The sequence below is a fragment of the Pseudomonas sp. CM27 genome, assembly GCF_013179515.1.
Lineage (GTDB): Bacteria > Pseudomonadota > Gammaproteobacteria > Pseudomonadales > Pseudomonadaceae > Aquipseudomonas.
The window spans coordinates 1-6,228 of record NZ_JABMCN010000014.1; the positions used below are offsets into that span (position 1 = coordinate 1).

A 6,228-nucleotide genomic window follows, 5' to 3' on the forward strand; every position below is an offset into this window, starting at 1 on the left:
GGCTCGCCAGCTTGTCGCTGAGCACAACCTGGCGGTGCGCCTGTGGGTGGATGACCTGAATGCCTTTGTGCCAATGTGCCCCGGGGCGGATGCCACTGCCGCCCAGCAATGGCAGCACGGCGTGGATGTGCGGCAGTGGCCGGCGACCTGGTTGCCGGTGGCGCCGGCCGAGGTGGTAATCGGTGCGTTCGCCTGCCTGCTGCCGCCTGCGTATGTAGATGCGATGCGCGCGCGCTCCGTGCCGCCGCTGTGGCTCAACCTCGAATACCTCAGCGCCGAAGACTGGGTGGAAGGTTGTCATGGCTTGCCCTCGCCACAGCCCAACGGCCTGCGAAAGGTGTTTTTCTTCCCCGGCTTTACCGAAAAAACCGGTGGCCTGCTGCGCGAGGGTTCGCTGCTGGCACGGCGTGACGCGTTCCAGCAGTCTGCCGACGTTCGCCAGGCATTCCTGCACGGGCTTGGCGTGCATCCAGCGCCGGGTGCACTGCTGATCTCGCTATTCGCCTACGAAAACCCGCAGTTGGCCAGCTGGCTCGATGCCTTGGCCACCGACGCCCAGCCCTGCCACTTGCTGGTACCGCAAGGGCGGGTTGTTGCCGGCCTTGGCCAGTGGCTGGGCGAAGCGCAGTTGAACGTAGGTGCGGTGCACAAGCGCGGGGCGCTGACCGTGCAAGTGTTGCCTTTCGTCAGCCAGGACGATTTCGACCGGCTGCTCTGGAGCTGTGATTTCAATGCGGTGCGCGGCGAAGACTCATTTGTACGCGCGCAGTGGGCCGGTCAGCCGATGCTATGGCACATCTACGTGCAGGACGAAAATGCCCATTGGGAAAAGCTCGAAGCATTTCTCGGGCATTATCGACGTGGCCTGTCAGACGCTGCCGACGCCGCACTGCTTGGCCTGTGGCGTGCCTGGAACATGGGTCGCGACATGGGCCTGGCGTGGCAAGCGGCCCGCCAGCATTGGCCAGAACTGCAGCAGCACGCCCGCGATTGGGCAGCCCGGCAGGCCGCTCAGCCGGACCTTGCCATGACGCTGGTACAGTTTTACCGAAATTGGCTATGATATGCGGCCTCGATTTTTATAAATCCATCCAGATTCGGATACTTCGCAATGAAAACTGGTAAAGAACTGAAACCCGGTACCGTCCTGCGGATCGACAACGACCCGTGGCTGGTACAAAAAGCTGAGTTCACCAAATCGGGCCGTAACAGCGCGATCATGAAGACCAAGCTGAAGAACCTGCTGACCGGCTACAAGACCGAAACCGTCTACGGTGCGGACGACAAGCTGGACGACGTGATCCTGGATCGCAAAGAAGCGACCCTGTCGTTCATCAGCGGTGACTCGTACACCTTCATGGACACCACCGACTACACCATGTACGAGCTGAACGCCGAAGACATCGAAGCCGTTCTGCCGTTCATCGAAGAAGGCATGGAAGACATCTGCGAAGCCGTGTTCTTCGAAGGCCGCCTGGTATCGGTTGAACTGCCGACCACCATCAGCCGTCAGGTTGTCTACACCGAAAACGCTGCTCGCGGCGACACCTCGGGCAAGGTCATGAAGCCTGCCAAGCTGAAGAACGGTACCGAACTGCAGGTTGCCGACTTCATCAACATCGACGAGTGGATCGACATCGACACTCGTGAAGGTGGCGTGTACAAGGGCCGTTCCAAGAAGTAATCCTTCTTGCGAACTGCAAAAAAACCCGGCCAAGGCCGGGTTTTTTTATGCCTGGGATTTACACGGTCACATGCAACCGAACGTCCACATTACCGCGTGTAGCGTTGGAATACGGGCACACATGGTGCGCCTTTTCCACCAGCGCTTCGGCATCGGCCTGTGCCAGGCCCGGCAGGTTGATGTGCAGGTCGATGTCCAGGCCAAAACCGCCCGGGATCTGGCCGATGCCCACCTTGGCGGTGATCGACGCATCGGCCGGCAGGGCTTTTTTCTCTTGGCCGGCGACAAATTTCAAGGCGCCGATGAAGCAGGCCGAGTAGCCGGCAGCGAACATCTGCTCGGGGTTGGTGCCTTCACCCCCTGCGCCGCCCAGCTCCTTTGGGGTGCTCAGCTTGACTTCCAGCTTGCCGTCGCTGGAGCGGGATTTACCGTCACGCCCACCGGTGGAGGTGGCTTCTGCGATGTACAGCGGAGTGACCTTTTGCATCTTGAGCCTCGCTAATGTGCTGTGCGCTCCCTGTTGCAGGAGGGCAGGGTTGGTGTGGGATTTAAGTTAGCGCGCAATTAGTTTGCGCGCAAGATAAATAATTGCCGGTCTGCCGAACGGCCATTGCACAGCATAGCAATCAGAGGTTTTTCTGCAGGTTCTCGCGCAAGTTCAGCAGGTCAGCCTGCAGTTGCTGAAGCTGCTGCAGGCTGCGCCCGCTGGCCTTCAGGATGCACTGCGGCACGTCCTTGGCCTTGTCTTGCAGGTCGCGGCCCTTGTCGGTCAGTTGCACCATCACCACCCGTTCGTCCTCGCGGCTGCGGTTGCGCTGCAGCAAGCCTTCGCTTTCCAGGCGTTTGAGCAGTGGGGTCAGCGAGCCCGGGTCGGTGAGCAGGTGCTGGCTGATCTCGCCCACGGTCAGCCCGTCACGTTCCCACAACACGAGCATGGCCAGGTACTGCGGGTAGGTCAGGCCCAGGGCCTGCAGCAGCGGTTTGTAGACTTTGGTCATCAGCAACGAGGTGGAGTGCAGGGCGAAACAGACCTGGTTGTCCAGCAGCAGCTCGTCACAGGAGGCTTGGGTGTCGGCGTTCATGCAGGTCCTTGGAATAATCAATGGGATAGTCTGGCACGCTGATCATTAGTGCGCGCGTTACTGGCGCAGTTCACTGCGCAAGGCCAGGTCCCAGGGTGGAATCGGGCTGAAGCGGCTCTTGAGAAATTCGAGCAGCAAACGGCTGCGAGAGTTCGTTTCATGTGCCAGGCGTAGCGCGTATATACCACTGGTCTCGGCTGCGGGCAGGCCGCCGTCGCAAAACAGCGGTATCAACTCGCCACGCAGCAGGTATTCGCTGATCAGCCAAGTGGGCAGGTGGGCGATGCCCAAACCGGCCAGCGCGCCGAACAGCAGGGTTTCGGCGTTGTTGGCGGCCATGCGCATGCGCGCGGGGCGGTACAAGCGGGTTTGCCCGGCCACGCTGAAGCGCCAGGCGAAAGGCGGCGCCAGGCCGTCCCAGTCCAGGCCGTGGTGCCCAGGCAGCTCGCTGGGGCAGGTGGGTATGCCGCGGCTGGCCAGGTAGGCAGGGCTGGCGCAGGCGATGCGCACCATGTACGCCAGCGGCGTGGCGACCAGGCGGGTGTCGGCCAGCGGGCCGGCGCGCAACACCAGATCGACCTCGCCCAGGTGGCTGCCATGCATGTCGACAAAGCTGTCGATCAGGCGCAGTTGAACGTCCAGGCCCGGGTATGCCACCAGGAAATCAGCGATGGCCGGGGCCAGGTGACGACGACCGAAGGCCGCGGGGGCGTCGATGCGGATCAGGCCTTCGGGGGCGCTGCTCAGCGACACTGCCTCGGCCCGGGCCAGGCGCAGTTCCTCGATAATGCGCCGGGCCCGCTCGGCGAAGGCGTTGCCGGCGGGTGTGGCACGCACGGCGTGGGTGCTGCGGGTGAACAGGCGGCTGCCGACGGCGCTTTCCAGGTTGTCGATACGCCGGGCCACGGCCGATGGGGTCAGCGGGTGGCGGCGGGCGGCTGCGGAAAAGCTGCCAGTCTCGAGCACATCGAGAAACAGGCTCAGTTGGTCGGTCAGGGTGTCGGGGCTCATGGGTGCCTTGGTTTTGCGGAAAACGCACAGCCATTGTGCGTTGCTGTGCGTTTCCCCGCTAGCGCGCAATCGTTAGCATGCTCGCATTCATAGACAGGCGGACGAGGCCCTGATGATCGAGTGGTTGTTGTATATCGTGCTGGGCGCTGCGCTGGGCACCATGGGTGGCCTGTTCGGCATAGGTGGCGGGCTGATCGCGATTCCGGCGCTGGGCGTGCTGTTTGGGCTGGACCAGCAGCTGGCGCAGGGCACGGCATTGGTGATGGTGGTGCCGAACGTGCTGCTGGCGCTGTGGCGCTACCACCAACGCAACCGCATCGAGCTGCGCCACGCAGTACCGCTGGCGCTGTGCAGCTTCCTGTTCGCCTGGCTGGGATCGATCTGGGCAGTGGGGCTGGATGCGCACTCCATGCGCCTGGGCTTTGTCGGCTTTCTGGTGGCGTTGGCGGTGTGGAACGTGGCGCGCATGTTCATGAGGGTTACGCCGCCCAGTGCCGAGTTGCGCTATGCCTGGCCCTGGTTGGGGGTGCTAGGTAGCTTTGCCGGCACCATGGGCGGGTTGTTCGGGGTAGGTGGGGCGGTGGTGGCCACGCCGATCCTGACCAGCGTGTTCGGTACCACGCAGGTGGTGGCGCAGGGGCTGTCGCTGGCGCTGGCGGCGCCGAGTACCCTGGTGACGCTGGTGACCTATGGCGTGCACCAGAGCGTTGACTGGGGGGTGGGGATTCCACTGGCGGTGGGTGGCATGCTCAGCATCAGCTGGGGGGTGAGGCTGGCCCATGCCTTGCCGGAGAAGGTACTGCGGGCGATGTTCTGCGTGTTCCTGGTGGTGTGTGCGGTGATGCTCGGCTTTGAACTTTGAGAATTTGGGGCCGCTTTGCGGCCCATCGCCGGCAAGCCAGCTCCCACAGGCACCCCACAGTGTTCGGGCCTGTGATAACCCTGTGGGAGCTGGCTTGCCGGCGATGGGGTGCGAAGCGCCCCCGGCTTACTTGAACCCTTCGACGATATAATCGGCCATGCAGTCAGTAATCGGTGAAGGGTTCTGGGTACTGCGCACCAGCATCACATTGGCCACTGGCAACTGCGGTAGCCCATCCTGTTCACCCAATATGCGGATGTTTCCGCCAATCAGGCTTTGCAATTGCGCCGTCACCGCCAGCCCCGCTGTGACAATGGCAAAGATCGCCGCCAGGCTTGGGCTGGTATAGGCAATGCGGTAATCGATGCCCTGTGCCTCAAGCGCATTGCACGTCCAGGCGCGGCAGAAACAATCGGTGTTGAACAACGCTACAGGCATCGGCCGTTGCTCCTGCGGGCAGAAGCCTTCGGCAGCCGCCCATACCAGCCGTTCCTGACGCAGCAGCTGGCCAATCTCGTTGCCCGGTTCACGGGTGACGATGGTCAGGTCCAGGTCCTGGCGCAGCATCAGTTGTCGCGACGAATCGCAGTGCACCTCTACCTGGATCAGCGGGTAGGCCTGGGCAAAACTGGAGAGAATGGTCGGCAGAAAGCGCATGGCGTAGTCGTCTGGCGTGCCGATGCGCACCTGCCCGACCATGTGTGGCATGCGCAGGGTGTTGAACACCTCGCCGTGCAGCTTGAGGATGCGCCGCGCATAGCCCAGCAGCACCTGGCCCTCGGCGGTCAGGCGTACCTGCCGACCATCACGCTCGAACAGCTGACGCTGCAGGATGTCTTCCTCCAGGCGTTTCATCTGCATGCTCACCGCCGACTGGGTGCGGTTGACGACCTCACCGGCACGGGTGAAGCCGCCTTGTTCGGCGATGGCGACGAAGGTGCGCAGTACGTCCGGGTCGAGGCTCTGGTACTGGGACATTGCATCAATCTCCGAGATGCATGGCATCAGAAACATTCGTTGGATTGATCTTAAGCCCGGCGTGAAACTGAGGCCATCAACACGGAGGGCTTCACGATGAAAGGTCAAGTCAGCAGCATCCGGCAACCTGTGCTTTCCCTGAATCACCTGTGGCATGTTGCCTTGCAGCGCCCGTTGCGCTGGCTGCAACTGCACCGTCAGCGGCGGGAGCTGGCCAGTCTCAGCGATGCGATCTTGCATGACCTGGGGTTGAGCAGGGCAGATATCCAGCAAGAGGCCGAGCGGCATTTCTGGGATGATCCGCTGCGTAAATAGGCTGAGTTTGTCGGTGGGCTTACCGGCCTATTCGCGGGCACGCCCGCTCCCACAGGTACTGCACAGCTCTCAAGTCTTGTGCAAAACCTGTGGGAGTGGGCGTGCCCGCGAATGCTTTTAGCGCCGCACCTGCTTGAGCGTCTCGGCAATCAGAAAGGCCAGCTCCAGCGACTGGTCGGCGTTCATCCGTGGGTCGCAGTGGGTGTGATAGCGGTCCGACAGCGCATCCTCTGTGATCGGCCGGGCGCCGCCGATGCACTCGGTGACGTTCTGCCCGGTCATCTCGATATGGATGC

General features: G+C 62.5%; 9 protein-coding genes. 4 read left to right on the forward strand and 5 right to left on the reverse strand.

Annotation, left to right across the window (positions count from 1 at the left end; all coding sequences use genetic code 11):
* Together earP and HP547_RS03300 are read left to right on the forward strand one after the other, a co-directional pair.
* The coding region (earP, locus tag HP547_RS03295; RefSeq protein WP_172285497.1) for an elongation factor P maturation arginine rhamnosyltransferase EarP at window positions 1-1,063 on the forward strand (1,063 nt) is incomplete at its 5' end.
* 48 nt (window positions 1,064-1,111) lie between these two features.
* Window positions 1,112-1,684 (forward strand): elongation factor P, encoded by a 573-nt coding sequence (locus tag HP547_RS03300; protein WP_172222905.1) that lies wholly within the window; start codon window positions 1,112-1,114, stop codon window positions 1,682-1,684.
* 58 nt (window positions 1,685-1,742) lie between these two features.
* Here the strand turns inward: HP547_RS03300 and HP547_RS03305 are convergent, their stop codons facing one another.
* The 3 genes from HP547_RS03305 to HP547_RS03315 all read right to left on the reverse strand — a co-directional run bounded on the left by HP547_RS03305 (window position 1,743) and on the right by HP547_RS03315 (window position 3,777).
* The gene (locus HP547_RS03305; RefSeq protein ID WP_172285498.1) at window positions 1,743-2,171 is read right to left on the reverse strand and encodes an organic hydroperoxide resistance protein; all 429 of its coding nucleotides are present in this window, start codon (window positions 2,169-2,171) and stop codon (window positions 1,743-1,745) included.
* A gap of 139 nt (window positions 2,172-2,310) precedes the next feature.
* Window positions 2,311-2,766 (reverse strand): MarR family winged helix-turn-helix transcriptional regulator, encoded by a 456-nt coding sequence (locus tag HP547_RS03310; protein WP_172222911.1) that lies wholly within the window; start codon window positions 2,764-2,766, stop codon window positions 2,311-2,313.
* A 57-nt stretch (window positions 2,767-2,823) separates the two neighbouring features.
* Window positions 2,824-3,777 carry a LysR family transcriptional regulator gene (locus HP547_RS03315; RefSeq protein WP_172222914.1) on the reverse strand — a complete coding sequence of 318 codons (954 nt, stop codon included), beginning with the start codon at window positions 3,775-3,777 and terminating at the stop codon, window positions 2,824-2,826.
* Between the two features lie 112 nt (window positions 3,778-3,889).
* Here HP547_RS03315 and HP547_RS03320 point away from each other — a divergent pair, with 112 nt between their 5' ends.
* Window positions 3,890-4,639, forward strand: a complete 750-nt coding sequence (locus tag HP547_RS03320) for a sulfite exporter TauE/SafE family protein (RefSeq protein ID WP_172222917.1) — start codon at window positions 3,890-3,892, stop codon at window positions 4,637-4,639.
* 126 nt (window positions 4,640-4,765) lie between these two features.
* Here the strand turns inward: HP547_RS03320 and HP547_RS03325 are convergent, their stop codons facing one another.
* Window positions 4,766-5,617 (reverse strand): LysR substrate-binding domain-containing protein, encoded by an 852-nt coding sequence (locus HP547_RS03325; RefSeq protein WP_172285499.1) that lies wholly within the window; start codon window positions 5,615-5,617, stop codon window positions 4,766-4,768.
* 96 nt (window positions 5,618-5,713) lie between these two features.
* Here HP547_RS03325 and HP547_RS03330 point away from each other — a divergent pair, with 96 nt between their 5' ends.
* The gene (locus tag HP547_RS03330; RefSeq protein WP_172222924.1) at window positions 5,714-5,932 is read left to right on the forward strand and encodes a DUF1127 domain-containing protein; all 219 of its coding nucleotides are present in this window, start codon (window positions 5,714-5,716) and stop codon (window positions 5,930-5,932) included.
* Between the two features lie 117 nt (window positions 5,933-6,049).
* On the opposite strand, the gene HP547_RS03335 is transcribed toward HP547_RS03330, so the two are convergent.
* The coding region (locus HP547_RS03335) for a 3-deoxy-7-phosphoheptulonate synthase (protein WP_172285500.1) at window positions 6,050-6,228 on the reverse strand (179 nt) is incomplete at its 5' end.